Below are 18,908 nucleotides of genomic sequence, written 5' to 3' on the forward strand. Positions count from 1 at the left end.
AATCTGTTCAAATGCGCGATGCGGACCGAGCGGTGTCACCCACGCTGCTCGCTGCCACTGCCGCGACGCTGCGGCTTTTGGGCCCAAGGCAATTCAGCCTCACCGCAGTCGCAGAAAACGCGGGAGTATCCCGCGGTACCGTCCACAACGCTCTGGGCAGCCGCGACAACGCCATCAGGGTCGGGCTCGACCACCTGGCCGCCGCGTTCATCGAGACCATTGCGGCAGAGGTGGGCCGGCACGACACCCTGGCCGATCAGGTCGCCGCGGCGGCGGTCGTCATCTGCGCGCACCGCCGGCAGTCGGATTCCGTGGCACCGCGCGGCATCAACGAGAGCATCCTGGTACTGCTGCTGCGCAATACGGGTGACGACCTGATGCGGCGGTCGATCGAACTGTGGAAGCCGTTCGTGCGGGCGGCCCAGGAGCGCGGGGAGGTCGGGCCTGGTGTTGCGCCGGCGCGGGCCAGCGAGTGGATCGTGCGCCTGCTGCTGAGCTTCGAACTTCTCCCACCGATCGGCGTGAACCTCGACAGTCCACGTGCGGTGAAACGATTCGTGTCCGACCACATCGTCGTCGGCCTTACCGGAAGGCAGTAATGACCGAACCCGACTACGAGGTGGCGATCATCGGCGCCGGACCCGGTGGCATCGCCACCGCACACATGTTGCGCCAGAAGGGTATCCGCGATTTCGTCATCATCGAACGCGGCAACGACTTCGGCGGCACCTGGCGCGACAACCACTACCCCGGCCTGGCCGTCGACATCCCCACCCTGTGGTACCAGCTGTCGTTCGCCCCCAACCCGAACTGGAGCAGATTCTTCGCACCCGGGCCGGAGATCCACCGCTACCTGCAGGACACGGCCACCCATCTCGGACTCTACGAACACCTGCGTCCCGACTCCGAGGTGATCCGCCAGCAGTGGGACGACGAACGCGGCCTGTGGCGACTGGAGATCCGCGACCGAGCGCCGGTGACCGCACGTTTCCTGGTCAGTTCCGTCGGCGGCTACATCAACGCCAAGAACACCGTCGACATCGAGGGTGTCGAGGACTTCACCGGAACCATCCTGCGCCCCAACGCCTGGGACGACAGCTACGACACCGACGGCAAGCGCATCGCCGTGATCGGGACCGGATCGTCGGGCGTCCAGATCACCGCGGCCCTGTCCGCAAAAGCGGCCAATCTCGATGTCTACCAACGCACCCCGGCGTGGGTGCTACCGAAGATCGACTTCGACATCTCGCCGGGGATGCGCCGGCTGTTCCGGCTGCCGGGGGTCGTCCCGGCCGTCAACGCGGCGGGCCGGCTGGCGATGGACATCTTCATGGTGGCGCCCATCGTCCACGTGTTCTCCCGGCTGCCGGACAAATGGCTGCGCCGCCTGATGCCGCTCTACGACGGCTGGTCCCGGCTGCTGTACCGGCTGCTGCTGCGCGCGGTCGTCGACGACCCTTCGACCCGGCGAAAGCTGGTGCCGCGCTATGGCATCCTGGCCAAGCGGCCGGTGATCTCCAGCGCGTTCCTGCCTGCGCTGAACAATCCGAACACCAACCTGATCACCACGCCGATCGAGCGGATCACCGCCACCGGGATCCGCACCACCGACGGCGTCGAGCACCCGGCCGAACTGCTGGTACTGGCCACAGGCTACGAACTGTGGATCGACCCGGAGACCTACCGCCCGGACACCATCCTCGGCCCCAACGGTTTCGACCTCGCCCAGTATTACCGGGCGCACGGCCTGCACAGCTACGCGGGCACCGCCCACCCCCGCCTGCCCAACCGCTGGGAGATCGTCGGGCCACTCGGCTTCGTCGGCTTCGCCTGGCTGGACTATGTCGAAACCGTGGCCGCACACGCCGTGCGGATCATCGATGAGACGCGCCACCGCGGCGCCCAGGTAGCCACCGTCAGCCAGGACGCTTTCAACCTCTGGAATGAACGGATGCGCCGCGATGGCCGCGTCGCGCATCTGTACTACACCGCGGCATCGGGCCTGAACTCCTATTTCGTCAACTCCCAGTACGAAACCCCGTACTACCGGCCGCAGACCATCACCGGATCCCGGCAGTTCGCCCGCCGCTCCCCACTGTCCGATTACGAGTTCACCGATGTCCGTGTCACCGCGCTACCCGAGGAGCAACCCGCATGAGCCCCACCGACGAGCGCTTGCGCAAGGAGCCGACAGCCGACACCCCACTGGCCGGGCGGGTCGCCTACGTCACCGGAGCCGCGCGCGGGCAGGGCCGCTCGCACTGCGTGCGACTGGCCCGCGCCGGAGCCGACATCATCGCGCTCGACGCCTGCGCCCCCGTCGCCGAGCACAACGGGTATGCCGCCGCCACCCCGGAGGATCTCGCCGAGACCGTGGCACTGGTCGAGGGCGAGGGCCGCAAGATCCTGGCCCGCGAGGTCGATGTGCGCGATGCAGAAGGTCAACGCCGCCTGGTGGCCGACGCGGTCGAACAGTTCGGCCGCCTCGATATCGTCGTCGCCAATGCCGCTGTGCTCAACTGGGGCCGGCTGTGGGAGATTCCGGCACAGCAGTGGCAGGACATCATCGACGTCAATCTCACCGGACTCTTCCACACGGTGCAGGCGGTGGTGCCCCCGATGATCGAGGCGGGCAACGGCGGTTCGATCATCACCATCAGCTCGGCCGCGGGCATCAAGGCCGTGCCGGGTTGTGCGCATTACTGCGCCAGCAAGTTCGGCGTCGTCGGGCTCACCAACTCACTCGCGGTCGAGCTGGGCGAGTTCGGCATCCGGGTCAATTCGATCCACCCCTACGGCACCGACACCCCGATGGGCAACGACCTGTCTATGTACCAGGTGCTGCAGGACCATCCGAACTACATCCACAGCTTCTCCCCCGGCGCGCTGCCGACGGATTCACTCATCGCGCCGGACAACATCTCCGACATCGTGGTCTGGCTGGCCGGCGATGCGTCGTCATTGGTCACCGCCGCTCAGATCCCGGCAGACAAGGGGTATCTGAAGATCTGAGCGGCGGCGCCGGCCTACAGCCGCGAGTGGGCCGAGATGTTGGTATCGGTGGTGCGCAGCGGACGGATCAGCGCATCCTGGCTGAACGACGCGAGGAGTTCACCCTCTTCTGTGTGCACGGCGCCGCGCACATACGACATCCCCGAGCCGACCTGGGTGCTCTCGTGGCTGTAGAGCAGCCAGCCGTCCCAGCGGACCGGCTCGTGGAAGCTCACGGTGACGGTCATCGGCGCCGTCGAGACGGTCAGATGAGCCTGGGCGGTGCCGATGCCCTCGTGGGCCCGCATGGTGGTCGAGATACCCAGGTGCCCGGTGAAGTACGCGATCAGCGCCTTGGCCAGGTCGTCGCGGGCCGGGACGGGTTCGTAGTGCAGCCACGCGTACAGCTCGGGCGGACCGACCTCGTCGGGGCTGTTGACGTCCACGACGTCGACGAGCCGGAGCTCGCGACCGATCATCGGCATGTGCGAGACATTCGAGTCGGCCGGGCCCGCGACCTCGGGCCGTGGCAGGTGATGACGGATCACGTCACCGGACGGCACGTCGGTGAACACCGTGATGGTGATGCAACGCTTGCCGTTCTGCGATGCGGCGACCACCGCGGTGGCCGTGGACCGGCCCTCACTGATCACGTCGATGTCGAGCTCGACCGGGGGTCCGACCATGACCGCGCGGGCGAACACCGCGTGCACCGAGCGGATCGACTTGTCCGGAAAGCGTTTGGCCGCTGCGACGATGGCGGCGCCCACGATCTGGGTTCCCTCCACCACCTGACGCTCGTCGACACCGGCGAGGCCGGTCTGCACGGTGAAGCGGTTCTCCCCCGCGGGTTCCGCGTCGAACAGATCCAGCAGCATCTGCAGCGTCCACTGCGCAGGCTCGGCCCCGGCCTCGGCGGGTGCCTCGTTGGTTCCAGCGGTCATGTCGTTCCTCTCTGTCACGTGTTGATGACTGTCTCGGCGAATTCGGAAATCGTCTGGGGTGCCGCGAAATCGGCGAACCACACGTAGAAGCGTTCGACGCCCTGGGCCGACAGTCCGGCGAAATGCGCGGTGAGTTCGGCAGCGTCGCCGCACACCAGCCCGCCGCCGAGGTGCCCGAACAACCGGGTGCTGCGTTCGGTCACCGCCGAGCGATCGGCACCGCGCCCCACGAAGCCGACCATCTGTTGCAGGGAGACCCGTGCCGAACCCACGGTGGGCAGCAATGCGGGTAACCGATCCAGCTGATGCGACGGAATGTTCCACCAGTCGGCGTGGGCGCGAACCAGTTCCATCATGCGCTTGCCGGTTCCGCCCAGTACCAACGGAATTGGATGGTCAGGACGCGGGGTCTGCGCCCGGTCGTCGTCGCCGTCCCAATACCGCTGCAGCAGCTCCAGATTCTCACCGAGCCGGTGTACGCGGGCCGCGGCGTCACCGGTCTCGACACCGAACCGCTCGAACTCCTGCGGCCACGAGCCCGAGCCCAGCCCGAGCTCGAACCGGCCGCCGCTGGCCGCCGACAACGTGACGGCCTGCTTGGCCAGCACCGCCGGATGCCGGAAGGCGTCACACAGCACCAGGTGACCGATCCGCAGCCGCTCGGTGCGGGCCGCCACCCAGGTGGCGACAGTCATTGCCTCCCAGATGCTTTGATGCGTGGCACCAGGGGCCTCCAGATGGTCGATGAACGCGATGCCGTCGAATCCGCTGCCCTCGGCCACCCGCGCACGCTCGACGATGTCGTCGACGCCCAATCGCACCTGGGGTAGGAACAGAAACCACTCGCTCAATCGTTGCCTGCCTATTGCTTCTACAAAAACGGTAACGTCATTCTCGCAAGTGCAGCATGACGGAGGTGATGGCGCAATGGTTAGGCCGGCCGAACGACCGTCCGACGGCGCACGCGCCGAAGCGCACGCCGACCGGGCCCGCCGCTTCATGAAATCGGCGCTGGCCATCCTGGGCGAGACAGGACGCACCGACTTCACCGTGCTGGAGGTGGTGGAGCGCTCCAAGACCTCACTGAGGTCGTTCTACCAGCACTTTTCCACCAAGGACGAGCTGCTGCTCGCCCTCATCGACAAGATCATGGCCGAGTCCACGCAGCGCTGGCGCTCCGATACCGACGGGCTCGCGGGCCCCGAGGCCCTGCGGTCGCTCATCGAGCGCATCACCACGCCGGCATCGTCGAGCACCCAGGACAGCATCAACCGTGGCCTGACCTTCTACAACGACCATCTCGCCGAGTCGCTGCCCCGTGAATACGCCCGGGTGCTGACGCCATTGCACGATCTCATCGGCGACATCCTGCGGCGCGGAATGGACTCGGGAGCCTTCCGGCCCGACATCGATGTCCAGAGCACCGCGGCCCTCATCATGCAGTCGGTGCTGGGTGCGATGCGCCTGCGTTCACTGGGCGTGGAACTCAACGGAACGCCGATCGAAGGCGAGCACATCTACCAGTTCTGCGCACGTGGCCTTCTGATGCCCGAATCCCCCGCCTGAACAGCGCTTTTCCGAGGTTTTGAGCGATCGCCCGAATGTGTTCGTCCGGGCTGGTCATCACGTGGTAACGTCATTACCAGTTTCGAAAATCAGACTCTTCCAGGAGGCGAACATGCCCTCACGCGAGCTTCCCTACCCGGTGTTCGACGCCGACAACCACTTCTATGAGCCCAAGGAAGCGCTCACCAAATTCCTGCCCGACCACCGCAAGGGCGTCATCGACTACATCGACGTGCACGGCCGCACGAAGATCGTGGTGCGCAACCACATCAGCGACTACATCCCGAACCCCACGTTCGAGGTCGTCGCGCGACCCGGTGCCCAGGAGGAGTACTTCCGTCACGGCAGCGGTGGCAAGAGCTACCGCGAGGTGATGGGCAAGCCCATGAAGGCCATCCCCGCCTTCCGCAATCCCGAAGCGCGCCTTGAGGTTCTGGACAGCCTCGGCCTGGATTACACGATCATGTTCCCGACGTTGGCCAGCCTGGTCGAGGAGCGCCTCAAGGACGACCCGGACCTGATCCTCGACATCATTCACGCGCTCAACGAGTGGATGTACGAGACCTGGCAGTTCAACTACTCCGACCGCATATTCTCCACCCCGGTCATCAATCTGGGCGTCGTCGACCGCGCCCTCGAAGAACTTCAGTGGTGCCTGGAACGCGGGGCGAAGACCGTGCTGGTCCGCCCGGCGCCGGTGCCCGGCTACCGCGGCAGCCGTTCGCTGGGTCTGCCCGAATTCGATCCGTTCTGGGACGCCTGCGTCAGAGCCGGTATCCCGGTGTGCATGCACGCCTCGGACAGCGGCTATTCCCAGTACCTCAACGACTGGGAGCCGGCCGAGGAGTTCACACCGTTCAAGCCGACCTCGTTCCGGATGGTCGCGATGGGCAAGCGGCCCATCGAAGACACCATGGCCGCGCTGGTCTGCCACGGTGCGCTGACCCGCAACCCCGATCTGCGCATCCTGTCGGTGGAGAACGGCGCGTCCTGGGTGCCGTACCTGTTCTACCAATTCAAGGACGTCTACTCGAAGATGCCGCAGGAGTTCCCCGAGGACCCGATCGAGGCGTTCAAACGCGCCATCTACGTCGCGCCGTTCTGGGAGGACGATTTCAAGAAGATGGCCGACCTGTGCGGCATCGACCGCATCATCTTCGGGTCCGACTGGCCGCACCCCGAGGGGCTGGCCGATCCGATCAACCTGGTCGACGACCTGCAGGCACACGGCCTCGACGAAGAGGGTGTCCGAAAGGTCATGGGCGGCAACCTGGTCGACCTGTTCAAGGTCGAGAACAAGAAGGTGTACCGGCCCGATGTCCCGGCGCTCGTCCTGACCTGATCTAGTCCTCCTCACACCTAAGAAGCTGGGCCGACTCCATGACCGATGTGGCAAATCCCGAACAGATGCTGTTCACGTCCACCGCGCAGGCATTCCTGGAAAAGGAGGTGCCGCTGACCCGAGTGCGCCAGCTGCACGCCGAGGGGGTCTCGTTCGACTCCCAATGGTGGGGACGCGCAGCGGAATTGGGTTGGGCCAGCTTGCTGGTGCCCGAGGAGCTGGGCGGCGGCAGCCCGTCCGGGGACGGCGTCACCGACCTGGCCCTGCTCGCCGAGCAGGGCGGCCGCACGGTGGCGCCTGGCCCGTTGCACCCGGTCAGCGTCGTGCTGGCCGGCCTGGTCGAAGCATCCAGCGGGCATGAGGAACTGATCGAGGCCCTGGTGTCCGGCGAGACCGTGGCGTCCTGGGCGGCCTATGAGCCCAACCGGCCGTTCGGGGCCCTGCAGTCCGCCACCGGCATCGGCACCACGGCCACCCGCACCGCATCGGGGTACCGGATCGACGGTGTCAAGGACCGCGTCGAAGCGGGCGATCAGAGCGCCACGGTACTTGTGGTGGCCGTGTGTGACGGCCAGGTCCGGCAGTTCGCAGTGCCCACCGACGCGGCCGGGGTCACGGTCAGCGTTCAGAAGTCGGTGGACCTGGTCAAGCATTACGCCCGAGTGCGATTCGAGGGTGTCGAGGTGGGCGAGTCCGCCGTGGTGGGGTCCGCCGAGCAGACGCCGGCCATCATCGAACGCCAGCGCCAGGTGGCCCTGCTGCTGCAGTGCGCCGAGATCGTCGGAATCCTCGACGCGGTGCTCACGATGACCAATCAGTGGCTCGGAGACCGGCACAGCTTCGGTCGTCCGTTGGCCTCCTACCAGGCCCTCAAGCATCGCGCGGCCGACATGAAGATGTGGTTCGAGGCCGCGCGCGCCACCACGGCGGGCGCGGTGGCCGCGGTGGCCGAACGTTCCCCGGAAGCGCCGAAGCTCGTCAGTGTCGCGAAAGCCTATGTGGCCGAACGTGCTCCCGTGATGCTGCAGGACTGCGTGCAGTTGCACGGCGGCATCGGTGTGACCTGGGAACACGACCTGCATCTGTACCTGCGCAGGGTCGCCCTGTACCGGGCCATGTACGGCTCACCCGAAGATCACCATCGCGCGGTGTACGCCCTGAGCCGCAAGACCCGCGCAGCCGAGGAGGTTGGGGCATGACCGACACCGTGAGCACCCCCACGACCACAGAGTCCGTGGAAGAGTTCGCCCTGCGTGCCCGGACCTGGCTGGCCGAGAACATGCCGCCCATCGATCCGGAGGACCCGCCGTTCGCGGTACGTGCCGAAACCGAATCCTGGGAGCGCGCAAAGGAACTGCAGAAGCGCCTCTACGAAGGTGGATTTGCGGGCATCTGCTTCCCGCGCGAGTACGGCGGCCTGGGTTTGGATTACGCGTACCAGAAGGCATTCAACGATGAGTGCACGGCCTACGAGATGCCGTTGATCCTCAACACCCCCTCGTTCACCATCTGCGGCGCGACGATTCTCGACATGGGCAGTGAAAAGCAGAAGCGCGAGCGCATCTCAGCCGCGATCCGCGGCGACGAGGTGCTCTGCCAGTTGTTGTCCGAGCCCAGCGGCGGGTCGGACCTGGCCGGTGTGATCACCCGCGCGGAGCTCAAGGGCGACACGTGGATCATCAACGGCGCCAAGACCTGGAGCACCAGTGCGTTTGCCGCCGACTACGGGTTGATGCTGGCCCGCACCGATTGGACCGTGCCCAAACACGAGGGCCTGAGCATGTTCCTGGTGCCGCTGAACGCACCGGGTATCACGATGCGCCGGATCACCGAGGTGAACGGCAACGAGGAGTTCTGCGAGGAGTTCTTCGACAACCTGGAACTTCCCGCGGATGCCGTGGTGGGCGAGGTCAACGACGGCTGGACCGTCGCCTCGCGCCAGCTGCACCACGAACGTCGCGCTGTCGGCGGTGGTTCGGAGTTCGCCAGCGGAACCGGGGCCGAGAACGCCAACGAGATGCCGCCCGACCACATCGGGATCGCCGAGGCCACCGGGCAGGGTGACGACGCCCGGATCCAGGATCTGGCGGGCCGCGCCCTGGTGCGGCGCATCGTCAAGCACCAGCTCATCGACCACGTCGGCAAGTCCATCGGCAACGGATCGCTGCCGCCGAACGCGGGCACCTTGATCCGGCTCTTCCACGCCGAGACCACCGAACTCGAGGTGGACACCGCGTTGGCCATCGCCGGCACGGCCGGTGTGATCGACGAAGGCACCGACGATGCCCCCGGCCTTCTCGACATCGGGGTCCGCTATCTGTCCCGCCAGACCGGATCACTGGGCGGCGGCAGCTCGGAGATGGCGCGCAATGTGATCGGCGAGCGGATCCTGGGCTTCCCGCGCGAACAAGCGGCCGACCGCGGCGTGCCTTTCAATCAGGTCAAGCGCAACAAGAGCTGATCTACACGAGCCTCCCCGGAGGCCTTCACATGATGGCCGTCATGCGATTAGCATGATGGCCATCATGCGAAATGCACCGACGAAACGTGCGGACAGCAAGCAGGAGTCTCAGGACCGGATCCTCGATGCCGCCGCGCGCAGGCTCCGCGAAGAGGGACTGACCGGCGCGGGCATCGCCGCGGTGATGCGCGATGCCGGGCTCACCCACGGCGCCTTCTACTCCCACTTCGACACCAAGGACGAGCTGGCGGGGGCGGCCTTCGCCCACGCCATCGGCACCGGTCGCCCCCGCTGGATCAAGCCGTCGCGCGGCGAGTCCTGGCGGGCCCGCCTGACCAGCCTGGCCAAGCGCTATCTCACCCCGGCACATCGCGACGACCTGGCGACCAGCTGCGCCTTCGCCACCCTGGGCTCCGAGGCGGCCCGTGGATCCGACGAGTTCCGTGCCGCGTACGAGCGTGAGCTGCGCACGTCGCTGTCCGCGATCTGCGGCGACGAGACCGATGACCAACGGCTCGATGAGGCCATCGCACTGATGGCGCTCTGCGTCGGCGGCATGACGCTGTCCCGGGCAGTGGCCGACCCCGAATTCTCCGCGCGCATCCTGCACTGCGCCCGGACCGCCGCCGCCAAAGTTGCCGACGACCAACCACATCGAGGAGAACGTCATGGTCAGCGCTGAACCGTACGGAAAGCTTCAGTACAAGGAAATCGACGGCAAGCAGATGGCCTACATCGACCAGGGTGACGCCGCGGCCGCTTCGGCAATCGTGTTCCAGCACGGCAATCCCACCTCGTCTTACCTGTGGCGCAACGTGATGCCGCACCTGGAAGGCCTCGGCCGGCTGGTGGCGTGCGATCTGATCGGCATGGGTGGCTCCGACAAGTTCGACGATTCCGGACCGGGCCGCTACCACTATGCGGAGCAGCGCGACTACCTGTTCAAGCTCTGGGACTCACTGGATCTGGGAGACCGCGTGGTGCTCGTCCTGCACGACTGGGGATCGGCACTGGGCTTCGACTGGGCCAATCAGCATCGCGACCGGGTGGCCGGGATCGCCTATATGGAGGCCATCGCGTCGCCGATGACGTGGGCGGATTGGCCCGACCCGGTGCGGGAGGTCTTTCAGGGCTTCCGTTCCCCCAACGGCGAGTCAATGGTGCTGGAACAGAACATGTTCGTCGAAGGCGTTCTGCCGGGGGCGATCCGGCGCACACTGACCGACGAGGAGATGGACCACTACCGCGCGCCGTTCCGCGAACCGGGTGAAGGCCGCCGGCCCACGCTCTCGTGGCCGCGGAACATCCCGGTCGACGGCGAGCCGGCCGACGTCGTCGCGATCGTCGAGGACTACGGCGACTGGCTCAAGACCAGCGATATCCCCAAACTCTTCGTCAACGCCGAACCCGGTGCGATCATGCGCGGGCGCATCCGTGAATTCGTCCGGACCTGGCCGAACCAGACCGAGGTGACGGTTGCCGGTTCGCATTTCATTCAGGAGGACAGCCCCGACGAGATCGGTGCGGCCATTGCGGACTTCGTTCGCGGGCTCGCCGGCTAGTCCGCGGAGCTACCCACGGCCTCGGGAACGAGTGACTCGACTTCGCAGTCATCCCAGTCGCTTTCATCACCGGGAAGATGACCCCGGGTCAACACGAACAACGCTGTCGCGGCCAGCGCGGCGCAGCTGAACATCACCGTCCCCATCGGCACCGCGCTGTGCTCACCGGCCAGACCGACCAACGGCGACGCCACGGCGCCGAGGCCGTATTGCACGAATCCGATGATCGCCGAGCCGGTTCCGGCCGCGTACCGGACCTCCCCGATCGCCAGAGTGGTCGCGTTGGCGAAGGTGAAGCCGACGGTGGCCATGAAGCCGGCCATCAGTGCCACCGTCGCCCATGGCAACACCCCACCGACAGTGACATCGAGCAGCATCAGCAGCGTGACGATGACCATCGCCGAGACACCGCACAACAGAAGCTTGCGTGGCGAGGTGGTGCGAACCAGCCGGGCCGACACCACACCCGACACGGCTACCGCCAGGGCGCAGGCACCGAAGGTCAGCGAGTACGCGCGTGGCGACATACCGATGATGTTCTGGAGCACAAACGGCGAGGCCGAGATGTAGGAGAACATCGCCGCCGCGGCGAAGCCGAGCGTCAGCGTGTAGCCCATGAACCGGCGGTTGCCGAGCACCGAAACAGCGCTTCGGGCAAAGGCGTTGATTCCGGCGGGACGGCGATTATCGACGGGCAGCGATTCTCCCGCCAGGAAGAATGCACCGATCAGCATCAGCAGGTTCAAACCCGCGAGTGCGAAGAACACCGCCCGCCAGCCCAGGCCGGCGACCACTTGACCGCCCAGCACGGGCGCCAGGATCGGTGCCAGCACGCCGATGACCATCATCACCGAATACAGCTGCGCTGCCTGGGAACCGCGGGTGCGGTCGGTGATGATGGCCCGGGCGATCACCACCCCCGCGGCGCCGGCGAATCCCTGCACGAACCGTAATGCGATCAGAACCTCGACCGACGGGCTGAACGCGCACAACACACTCGCCGTCAGGCAGGCGACAACCCCGATCAGAAGCGGACTCCGCCGCCCCAGCCGATCCGAGAGTTGGCCGATGAACAACTGCCCGACCGCCAGGCCCACCAAAAACGTGGTGAGGGTCAGCTGAACCATCGACGCCGACGTCCCGAACTCATCGGCCATGCCGGGAAACGCCGACATGTACATGTCGACCGAGAACGGTGTCACGGCGGTGAGTAGGGCCAGCACGATGATCAGCGCAACTGAAGGTGGTGTGGTAGCCGGAGTTGCCGAACGAAAGGCCATGAGCCCCTTACTTCATTTATGAGCGTTAAGATTACTTATATCAATATACTTATTAGCCCATAAGTATTGAAGGGTGATATGGACGACACTTCGCCTCCCGCCGACGGCGGCCGACTCCGCGAACTCGCACTCGTGCTGCACGACCTGTCTTGGCGTATCGCACGGTTGGGGCCGGCCCAGGTCGGGGTGGATCCACTTCCGGCATCTGAACTCGCAGTGCTGCGCTCGATCATGGAGCAACCGGACCGCAGCGTGTCCGAGGTCGCCGACTCCCTGTCGATGCAGACCAGCAACGTGAGCACTGCGATTCGTGCATTGACCGAACGAGGACTGGTCGGCAAACGGGTCGCCGACAACGACCGGCGCGTTTACCTGCTCTCCCCCACACCCCGGGCCCTTCGTGAGCGCGACCAGATCGAAAACGCGATTGCGGCGACAGTCTCGGCAGCCCTCGACGCCATCCCGAGAAGTCAGCTCAGCGCGCTACAGAAAGCCGCACCCGCCCTGGAGGCACTGACCCACCAAGTCGGGCCCCACACGTGGTGACCGCTGACGAATGCCCGCTCAGAACAGTGTGGGCTGCTCGGGTGGCGCGGCAGCCGTGGCCGCACCGGCGCCGACGAACCGGGGTGCGCCCGCCAACCCATGCCTGGCGACCAAAGGCCGCACCCGGGACCGGAGCATGTCGCGGTAATCCGCGGGCAGGTATGCCCCGCGCCGATAGAGCCGCTGATACTCGGCGACCAGGCCAGGACGCGAACGTCCCAGCCAATCCATGAACCAGCCCCGCGTGGAACCCCGCAGATGCAGACCGAAAACGGTGACCCCGCTCGCGCCGGCCGCCGCGATCCGGCCGAGCAACGCGTCGAGATGCTCCACGGAATCGGTGAGGTACGGCAACACCGGGGCGACCATGACGTGACATTCCAGGCCCGCTCCACGGATCGCCGAGATCAGGCCGAGGCGCGCTTGCGGTGAAGGCGTACCCGGTTCGATATCGCGGTGCAGATCGTCGTCGCCGATCGCCAGCGACACCGCCACGCTGACCGGCACCCGGTCGGATGCCTCAGCGATCAGACCCAGGTCCCGGCGCAGCAGTGTGCCCTTGGTGAGGATGGAAAACGGAGTGCCGGATTCCGCCAGCGCCTCGATGATTCCGGGCATCAGCGCATACCGGCCTTCTGCGCGCTGATACGGGTCGGTGTTGGTGCCCAGCGCAACCGTCTCCCGGCTCCAGGACGGGCGGCGAAGTTCACGGCGCAACACCTCGGCGACATTGGTCTTGACCACCACCTGCGTGTCGAAATCCGAGCCGCAATCGAGATCGAGGTACTCGTGGGTGGGACGGGCGAAGCAGTAGCGGCAGGCGTGACTACAGCCGCGGTAGCCGTTGACGGTGAAGCAGAACGGCAGCGCGGATGCGGCAGGCACCTTGTTCAGGGCCGATTTGCACAGCACCTCGTGGAAGGTCATCCCCTCGAACTGCGGCGAGCGCACGCTCCGGACGAAACCGACCCGCTGCAGGCCGGGCAACGCACCGTCGTCGACTCCAATCGCCTGCCCATCCCAGCGCACCCCATCATCGAACATCCGTTCGATATCGATGTCAAGGTAATTCCACCCGTGTCGAGGTTCCGATCCGTATGGGGAACACCGTCCGCCCCAGGCGGGTTCGTAGCAGTGGGCCCGCGAACGGCCCGGCCACCCCACGCATCCCCGACACGTCACGATTGGACCTGCGCCAGAATGACATTCACGCAACCGCAGCCCGACACGGCCGAGTATCACCGCGCCGGCACGACGCTGAGCCATCAGGTCCGCCCCGGCACCGGTACTCCCGTGGTGCTCGTCCCGGGAGTCATGGCCGACGCGGCGACGTGGCACCCGGTGGCCGACGCCATCGAGCTCCCCAATCCGGTGATCACCCTCAATCGCCGTGGCCGAGCCCCCAGTGGCGCCCTGGGCGCCGACTATTCGGTGGACGTCGAGATCGCCGACCTACGGCACGTCCTCGAAGAGCTCGGCCATGCCCACCTGTTCGGGTGGAGCTACGGCGCGCTCATCGCACTGGAGGCCGCGCTGGACACCACCCACCTCCGGTCGGTGACCGCCTACGAACCGGTCGGCCGCCCCTTCGGCCCGGACGTCGTCCCCCGGCTTCGCCGCGCCATCGCCGACGGGGACCTCGACCGGGCTGTCACCCTGATCAATATCGAGGTCTCCGGGTTCTCGGCCGAGTACGTCGCCGACCTACGCCGCGGTCCGGCGTGGCCGGTCCTCCGCACGCTCGCCGCCCCGTTGGCGGCCGAGCTCGCCGCGATCAATTCACACCAACCGGCCCTGGACCGCTATCGGCACCTGGACATCCCGGTGACGCTCGTCCTCGGCGCACTGAACGAAAACCGCGCGCCGTACGGCACCGCCTTTGCCCCGTTCGCGGCCGCGTTACCTCAGGCGGATCTCGTTCGACTGCCAGGGCAGGGCCACCTGGCACATGTCGAAGCTCCGACCGACCTGGCGCGTGCCATCACGGCTGCCGTACGCGGAGCCGAAGCCGGCAGATGAGACTGGGTGCGCCGATGCCGCGGTTTCGGGTACGGCATCGGCGCGCGCCGTGGGCGCTTGCCCAGTCAATCGCGCATCGGATCGGAAGCGGAACCGCCCGACGCGCACATGACTATCGAACAACAGTTCGAGTGCGCCGTCAAGGCGGATCTCAGTTCGTGGGAATCTCGGGGCCGACTACCACTGGCCGAGCTGGCAGCGCGGGCTGTACGGGTGATCGTTCTGGACGGCGATCTGACCGTCGACCGCGATCTCGCAGTGCGCGTTGGGCTCGGCGCGGCCTCCGTGCGTGGTGCTCGCGACGGTGAAGATGGCCCACTGCGGATCGGCGAGCGTGGTCTCGAACACCCACGGCGCGTCGGGTCCGACGTTGACCGTCGCCTTCTGCAGGTACTTGTACGCGTCCGCGTTGTAGGCGTCTTTACTCGCAGGCTGCGTCGTCAGGTAGTAGAGGTCGAATTCGTAGGGTGCGCCGGAGGTCAGCGTGTACTTGACCTTGTGGCCCTGGGCGTCCGGTTCCGCATACGACGTTGCGTTGGAGACCGCCATACCCGCAGCCGCTAGAACCAGCGCCGCACCGACCGTGGTTGTCGCTTTTCGCATGTTCCTCATATCGACGCAGGCTACCGCCTTGTTACAGGTGCGACTAACGGGTCTCGTGACACCGCGCCAACGGCAAACCAACTGGGCCTAGCTTGAGGTTAATTTGTTTGTCACACACAGACATTTCCCAGTAACAGCGGCGCTCTAACGTCCCGATTCGACACCCGCACAGGGTGTTTAACCTCTTGCACGCCGCCGACCCTGATCGGCCGAGAAGCGCTGCAATCAAAGGGAAAGGTCGCCCATGCGAGATCCAGGACGTGCCCCGTTGCGCCGGTCGACGCTAGCCGCAGGGAGTTTGATCGCAGTCGCCGGCTTGCTACTGGCGGGCTGCGGCAGCCGGGCGAGCGACACCGACACAGCAAACGCGGCATCCTGTGTGGACACATCCGGCCCGAAGATCAAGGTCGGATCGTTGAACTCTCTGTCGGGCACGATGGCCATTTCCGAGGTGACGGTCCGCGACTCGATCAAGCTCGCGGTCGAGGAGATCAACGCCAAGGGCGGCGTTCTGGGCAAACAGATCGAGCTCATCGGTGAGGACGGGGCCTCCGAACCCACGGTGTTCGCCGAGAAGGCCGAGAAGCTGATCAGCAGCGACTGTGTCGCGGCGGTGTTCGGCGGCTGGACCTCGTCGAGCCGCAAGGCCATGCTCCCCGTCTTCGAGAGCGCCAACGCCCTGCTCTACTACCCCGTGCAATACGAGGGCCTGGAGTCGAGCAAGAACATCTTCTACACCGGCGCCACCACCAACCAGCAGATCGTCCCGGCGCTGGACTACCTCAAGGAAAAGGGCGTCAAGTCGCTCTACCTCGTGGGAAGTGACTATGTGTTCCCGCAGACCGCCAACCGGATCATCAAGGCCTACGCCAAGGAGAACGGTATCGAGATCAAGGGCGAGGACTACACCCCGCTGGGCTCGACAGACTTCTCCACCATCGTCAACAAGGTCCGCAGTGCCGACGCCGATGCCGTGTTCAACACCCTCAACGGCGACTCGAACGTGGCGTTCTTCCGCGAGTACAAGAACGTCGGCCTGACCCCGCAGGAGATGCCCGTGGTCTCGGTCTCGATCGCCGAGGAAGAGGTCGGTGGCATCGGTGTGCAGAACGTCACCGGCCAGCTGACGGCATGGAACTACTACCAGACGATCGACACCCCGGTGAACAACGCCTTCGTGAAGGCCTACAAGGACTTCGTCAAGGATCCCAAGAAGCCCACCTCGGATCCCATGGAGGCCGCCTACGTCTCGGTCTATCTGTGGAAGAACACCGTCGAGAAGGCCAAGTCGTTCGACGTCGCCGCGATTCAGGAGAACGCCGACGGCGTCAGCTTCGACGCCCCAGAAGGCAAGGTCACGATCGACGGCGAGAACCACCACATCACCAAGACCGCCCGGATCGGTGAGATCCGGCCCGACGGCCTGATTTACACGATCTGGGAGTCCAAGGGTCCGATCGACCCCGACCCGTACCTGAAGTCCTACCCGTGGGCGGCCGGGCTGTCCGGCTGAGACGAGCGAAGCGACGGGGAATCAAACACAGCATGGACATCCTCATCGGCCAGCTGGCAACAGGATTGAGCCTCGGCTCAATCCTGTTGCTGGCCGCACTCGGCCTGTCCCTGACCTTCGGCCAGATGGGCGTCATCAACATGGCGCACGGCGAATTCATCATGGCCGGCTGCTACACCGCCTACGTGGTGCAGCAGGTCATCACCAATGCCGGTGCCTCACTGTTGATCTCGCTACTGGTCGGATTCCTCGTCGGCGGCGCCATGGGCGCGCTGCTGGAGGTGACGCTGATCCGGCGGATGTACCACCGTCCGCTGGACACGCTGCTCGTCACCTTCGGCGTCGGCCTGATCCTGCAACAGGTGGCCCGCGACATCTTCGGTGCGCCGGCGGTCAACGTCGTTGCCCCGGATTGGCTCTCGGGTGGTGTCGAGATCCTCGGCGCTGTGGTGCCCAAGACCCGCATATTCATCCTGGTGCTGGCCGTCGTGTGCGTCGCGGTGCTCGCGACCGTGCTCAAGACCAGCCCGATGGGGCGGCGGATCCGGGCGGTGGTCCAGAATCGCGATCTGGCCGAGACCAGCGGTATCTCATCCCGCAGAACCGATATCACCACCTTCTTCATCGGATCCGGGCTGGCCGCCGTGGCCGGTGTGGCCCTGACGCTCATCGGCTCCACGAGTCCGACCATCGGTCAGAGCTTCCTGATCGATGCGTTCCTGGTGGTGGTGGTCGGCGGCCTCGGCCAGATCAAGGGCACCGTGATCGCCGCGCTGGCGTTGGGCTTCCTGAACTCGTTCATCGAATACAGCACGACAGCGTCGCTCGCCAAGGTGATCGTCTTCGCCATCATCGTGATCTTCCTGCAGGTGCGCCCCCAGGGATTGTTCACGGTTCGGACCAGGAGTCTCGTATGACCATTCTCGGCCGCTGGCAGACGTGGGCCGGCTTCGGCGCCGCCGCGGTGGTGCTGTTCGGCGTGGCACCCGCGGTTCTGTCGGACTTCCGGCTCAGTCTGCTGGGCAAGTTCCTGTGCTTCGCCATCGTCGCGGTCGGCATCGGATTGGCCTGGGGCCGTGGCGGAATGCTGGTGTTGGGTCAGGGCGTGTTCTTCGGCCTCGGCGGCTACATGATGGGCATGCACCTCAAGATCGCCGACGCCGAGATCCGCGGGCACGATGTGCCGGACTTCATGCAGATCGCCGGGGTACGCCACCTGCCCGGTTACTGGGAACCGTTCGCCTCCCCCGCGTTCGCGTTGCTGGCAATCCTGCTACTGCCGACGGGAATCGCGGCCCTGCTCGGCTTCGGCGTGTTCAAGCGCCGGGTAAAGGGCGCCTATTTCGCGATTCTGTCGCAGGCGCTGGCCGCGGCGCTGGCGATCCTGCTCGTCGGCCAGACCAGCCTCGGCGGCAGCAACGGGTTGACCAATTTCCGAACCTTCTTCGGGTTCAACCTCAACGACCCGGCCAACAAACGGATGGTCTATTTCATCGCGGCAGCCACTCTGCTGGTCGTGGTCGCCGTGGTGCGCCAACTGATGTACAGCCGCTATGGCGAGTTGTTGGTCGCCGTGCGCGACGGTGAGGAACGCGTACGGTTCCTCGGCTACGACCCGGCCAACATCAAGGTCGTGGCCTACACCCTGGCCGCCTTGTTCGCCAGCATCGCCGGTGCGTTGTTCGTGCCGATCGTCGGATTCATCGCGCCATCACAGGTCGGCATCGTGCCGTCCATCGCCTTCCTGATCGGGGTCGCGATCGGCGGGCGCACCACGCTGCTCGGCCCGGTCCTCGGCGCCATCGGCGTGGCCTGGGCGCAAACCCTGTTCTCCGAACGGTTTCCGTCAGGGTGGATCTACGCCCAGGGTCTGTTGTTCATCGTCGTGGTCGGGTTCTTCCCCGCCGGCCTGGCCGGCCTCGGTGTGCTGTTCTCCCGGTGGCGGCGCTCCCGGTCTGCCGCATCGGATGCCGAGCAGTCCCGGCCCGAGACCGCGTCAGACGCCGATCCTGATACCGAGAAAGTAGGTGCCGCATCGTGACCGGAACCGAGCAGGCCACCGAGGCGCCCGAGCCGGTGGC

The 18,908-nt window shown here is 66.0% G+C and carries 19 protein-coding genes; 14 read left to right on the plus strand and 5 right to left on the minus strand.

All coding sequences use genetic code 11. The features are described from left to right. Nucleotides 1–11: 11 nt before the first annotated feature. From ACNQVK_RS22095 to ACNQVK_RS22105, 3 genes are read left to right on the plus strand one after another with little or no spacing between them, the layout of a single operon-like run. Nucleotides 12–599, plus strand: coding sequence for a TetR/AcrR family transcriptional regulator (locus tag ACNQVK_RS22095; protein ID WP_418031205.1), 588 nt, complete (start codon nt 12–14; stop codon nt 597–599). Continuing rightward, complete coding sequence (locus tag ACNQVK_RS22100; protein WP_418031206.1) at nt 599–2,158, plus strand: flavin-containing monooxygenase; 1,560 nt, start codon at nt 599–601, stop codon at nt 2,156–2,158. The genes ACNQVK_RS22095 and ACNQVK_RS22100 overlap by 1 nt, the downstream gene beginning before the upstream one ends. After that, entirely contained in the window at nt 2,155–3,012 is an 858-nt protein-coding gene (locus tag ACNQVK_RS22105; protein WP_418031207.1) for a mycofactocin-coupled SDR family oxidoreductase, read from the plus strand. The genes ACNQVK_RS22100 and ACNQVK_RS22105 overlap by 4 nt, the downstream gene beginning before the upstream one ends. Nucleotides 3,013–3,026: 14 nt before the next feature. Here the strand turns inward: ACNQVK_RS22105 and ACNQVK_RS22110 are convergent, their stop codons facing one another. Together ACNQVK_RS22110 and ACNQVK_RS22115 are read right to left on the minus strand one after the other, a co-directional pair. Continuing rightward, the gene (locus tag ACNQVK_RS22110; protein ID WP_418031208.1) at nt 3,027–3,935 is read right to left on the minus strand and encodes an acyl-CoA thioesterase; all 909 of its coding nucleotides are present in this window, start codon (nt 3,933–3,935) and stop codon (nt 3,027–3,029) included. Between the two features lie 14 nt (nt 3,936–3,949). After that, nucleotides 3,950–4,786 carry an LLM class flavin-dependent oxidoreductase gene (locus ACNQVK_RS22115; protein ID WP_418031209.1) on the minus strand — a complete coding sequence of 279 codons (837 nt, stop codon included), beginning with the start codon at nt 4,784–4,786 and terminating at the stop codon, nt 3,950–3,952. A gap of 76 nt (nt 4,787–4,862) precedes the next feature. On the opposite strand from ACNQVK_RS22115, the gene ACNQVK_RS22120 reads away from it, so the two are divergent. From ACNQVK_RS22120 to ACNQVK_RS22145, 6 genes are all read left to right on the plus strand, one after another. Next, nucleotides 4,863–5,501 carry a TetR/AcrR family transcriptional regulator gene (locus tag ACNQVK_RS22120; RefSeq protein ID WP_418031210.1) on the plus strand — a complete coding sequence of 213 codons (639 nt, stop codon included), beginning with the start codon at nt 4,863–4,865 and terminating at the stop codon, nt 5,499–5,501. Between the two features lie 112 nt (nt 5,502–5,613). Continuing rightward, nucleotides 5,614–6,843 carry an amidohydrolase family protein gene (locus tag ACNQVK_RS22125; RefSeq protein WP_418031211.1) on the plus strand — a complete coding sequence of 410 codons (1,230 nt, stop codon included), beginning with the start codon at nt 5,614–5,616 and terminating at the stop codon, nt 6,841–6,843. A gap of 38 nt (nt 6,844–6,881) precedes the next feature. After that, nucleotides 6,882–8,042, plus strand: coding sequence for an acyl-CoA dehydrogenase family protein (locus ACNQVK_RS22130; protein ID WP_418031212.1), 1,161 nt, complete (start codon nt 6,882–6,884; stop codon nt 8,040–8,042). Then, nucleotides 8,039–9,304 (plus strand): acyl-CoA dehydrogenase family protein, encoded by a 1,266-nt coding sequence (locus ACNQVK_RS22135; protein WP_418031213.1) that lies wholly within the window; start codon nt 8,039–8,041, stop codon nt 9,302–9,304. Before ACNQVK_RS22130 ends, ACNQVK_RS22135 begins: the two co-directional genes overlap by 4 nt. 64 nt (nt 9,305–9,368) lie before the next feature. Then, nucleotides 9,369–9,986 carry a TetR/AcrR family transcriptional regulator gene (locus ACNQVK_RS22140; RefSeq protein WP_418031214.1) on the plus strand — a complete coding sequence of 206 codons (618 nt, stop codon included), beginning with the start codon at nt 9,369–9,371 and terminating at the stop codon, nt 9,984–9,986. After that, entirely contained in the window at nt 9,973–10,866 is an 894-nt protein-coding gene (locus tag ACNQVK_RS22145; RefSeq protein WP_418031215.1) for a haloalkane dehalogenase, read from the plus strand. The genes ACNQVK_RS22140 and ACNQVK_RS22145 overlap by 14 nt, the downstream gene beginning before the upstream one ends. Here ACNQVK_RS22145 and ACNQVK_RS22150 read toward each other — a convergent pair. Continuing rightward, nucleotides 10,863–12,146 carry a multidrug effflux MFS transporter gene (locus ACNQVK_RS22150; RefSeq protein WP_418031216.1) on the minus strand — a complete coding sequence of 428 codons (1,284 nt, stop codon included), beginning with the start codon at nt 12,144–12,146 and terminating at the stop codon, nt 10,863–10,865. The genes ACNQVK_RS22145 and ACNQVK_RS22150 overlap by 4 nt on opposite strands. A 78-nt stretch (nt 12,147–12,224) precedes the next feature. On the opposite strand from ACNQVK_RS22150, the gene ACNQVK_RS22155 reads away from it, so the two are divergent. Further along, nucleotides 12,225–12,692 carry a MarR family winged helix-turn-helix transcriptional regulator gene (locus ACNQVK_RS22155; RefSeq protein WP_044518078.1) on the plus strand — a complete coding sequence of 156 codons (468 nt, stop codon included), beginning with the start codon at nt 12,225–12,227 and terminating at the stop codon, nt 12,690–12,692. A gap of 18 nt (nt 12,693–12,710) precedes the next feature. Here ACNQVK_RS22155 and ACNQVK_RS22160 read toward each other — a convergent pair whose 3' ends face one another. After that, nucleotides 12,711–13,721, minus strand: coding sequence for an Rv2578c family radical SAM protein (locus tag ACNQVK_RS22160; protein WP_418034258.1), 1,011 nt, complete (start codon nt 13,719–13,721; stop codon nt 12,711–12,713). Nucleotides 13,722–13,892: 171 nt separating this feature from the next. Here ACNQVK_RS22160 and ACNQVK_RS22165 point away from each other — a divergent pair, with 171 nt between their 5' ends. Then, nucleotides 13,893–14,711, plus strand: coding sequence for an alpha/beta fold hydrolase (locus tag ACNQVK_RS22165; RefSeq protein ID WP_418031217.1), 819 nt, complete (start codon nt 13,893–13,895; stop codon nt 14,709–14,711). A 177-nt stretch (nt 14,712–14,888) separates the two neighbouring features. On the opposite strand, the gene ACNQVK_RS22170 is transcribed toward ACNQVK_RS22165, so the two are convergent. Next, a complete protein-coding gene (locus ACNQVK_RS22170) occupies nt 14,889–15,323 on the minus strand; it encodes a hypothetical protein (RefSeq protein ID WP_036444621.1) in 435 nt (144 codons plus the stop codon). Nucleotides 15,324–15,558: 235 nt separating this feature from the next. On the opposite strand from ACNQVK_RS22170, the gene urtA reads away from it, so the two are divergent. From urtA to urtC, 3 genes are read left to right on the plus strand one after another with little or no spacing between them, the layout of a single operon-like run. Further along, on the plus strand, nt 15,559–16,827 hold the full coding sequence (urtA, locus tag ACNQVK_RS22175; protein ID WP_124711952.1) for an urea ABC transporter substrate-binding protein: 1,269 nt from the start codon (nt 15,559–15,561) through the stop codon (nt 16,825–16,827). A 32-nt stretch (nt 16,828–16,859) separates the two neighbouring features. Continuing rightward, nucleotides 16,860–17,744 (plus strand): urea ABC transporter permease subunit UrtB, encoded by an 885-nt coding sequence (gene urtB, locus ACNQVK_RS22180; protein WP_090425456.1) that lies wholly within the window; start codon nt 16,860–16,862, stop codon nt 17,742–17,744. Next, complete coding sequence (urtC, locus tag ACNQVK_RS22185; RefSeq protein ID WP_418031220.1) at nt 17,741–18,868, plus strand: urea ABC transporter permease subunit UrtC; 1,128 nt, start codon at nt 17,741–17,743, stop codon at nt 18,866–18,868. The genes urtB and urtC overlap by 4 nt, the downstream gene beginning before the upstream one ends. The last annotated feature ends 40 nt before the right edge of the window (nt 18,869–18,908 follow it).

Source organism: Mycobacterium sp. 134, assembly GCF_048282715.1.
Taxonomy (GTDB): domain Bacteria; phylum Actinomycetota; class Actinomycetes; order Mycobacteriales; family Mycobacteriaceae; genus Mycobacterium; species Mycobacterium septicum.